The following is a 942-nucleotide window of genomic DNA, read 5'->3' on the forward strand; positions in this document are numbered from 1 at the left end:
CTAGGTTCTGTCCTGTAAGTCATCGGAGCCAGAGGATGATGGCGGCGATGGTGAGTTCGGCCTGGTAGTAGGCGGCGCGTTTGGCGTAGCGGGTGGCCAGGTCGCGGAATTGTTTGAGTCGGTTGAAGCAGCGTTCGACGACGTTGCGGCGTTTGTAGACCTCGGCGTCGAAGGCTGGTGGGCGTCCGCCGCGGGCGCCTTGGGCGGCGCGGCGGGCGATCTGGTCATCACGTTCGGGGCTGATGAACCGGATCCGCCGTTGGCGCATGGCCTGCCGGGTCGAGGGATGTGAGTAGGCCTTGTCCGCGATCACCACCTCGGGCCGGCATCGCGGTCGGCCCGGACCGATCCGATCCACCGCGATGGCATCCAGCAGCGGCATCAGGTGAGGGTTGTCGCCCGCCTGGCCACCGGTGAGCAGGACTCGCATCGGCAGCCCCCGCCCGTCGACCGCGAGGTGGATCTTGGTGCTCAGCCCACCGCGGGACCGTCCGAGTCCTTCGCCCTCGACCGCGAGTTCCTCGATCGTGGTGGCACAGCCCCTTTTTTCCGGGCGCCAGCAGCGTGCTGGTGCGCCCGGACGACCGAGGAGTCAACGCTGACAATCCATTCGACCTCGCCGACGGAATCGTCCTTGACGATCACCTCGTCCAAGATCCGCTGCCAGGTGCCATCAGCGGTCCACAGCCGCAACCGCTCGTGCGCGGTCTTCCACGGCCCATATCGTTCCGGCAGATCACGCCACGGAGCACCCGTACGCAGCTTCCACAGGATCGCGTTGATCACCTGCCGGTGATCCCGCCACCGCCGTCCCCTCCCTGACACCGGCGGTAACAGCGGCTCAATCCGCGCCCACGCGCGATCCGTCAACTCACCACGACCCACCACAACCCAAGATCAAACCAGACCGCGCCGCTAGATCAATTACAGGACAGAACCTAG

Annotated in this window: 1 protein-coding gene; it reads right to left on the bottom strand. The window is 66.0% G+C overall.

What is annotated here, in order from left to right; all coding sequences use genetic code 11:
* Nucleotides 1-19: 19 nt before the first annotated feature.
* Nucleotides 20-885, bottom strand: a protein-coding gene (locus tag E1202_RS31135) for an IS5 family transposase (protein ID WP_408007751.1) whose coding sequence is annotated in 2 segments (ribosomal slippage) — nt 20-514 and nt 517-885 — 864 coding nt in all. Because the reading frame shifts where the segments join, the coding sequence is not laid out codon by codon here.
* Between the last annotated feature and the right edge of the window lie 57 nt (nt 886-942).

Origin of the sequence: Saccharopolyspora karakumensis (assembly GCF_004349225.1) — a bacterium.
In the GTDB taxonomy this organism is placed as follows: domain Bacteria; phylum Actinomycetota; class Actinomycetes; order Mycobacteriales; family Pseudonocardiaceae; genus Saccharopolyspora; species Saccharopolyspora endophytica.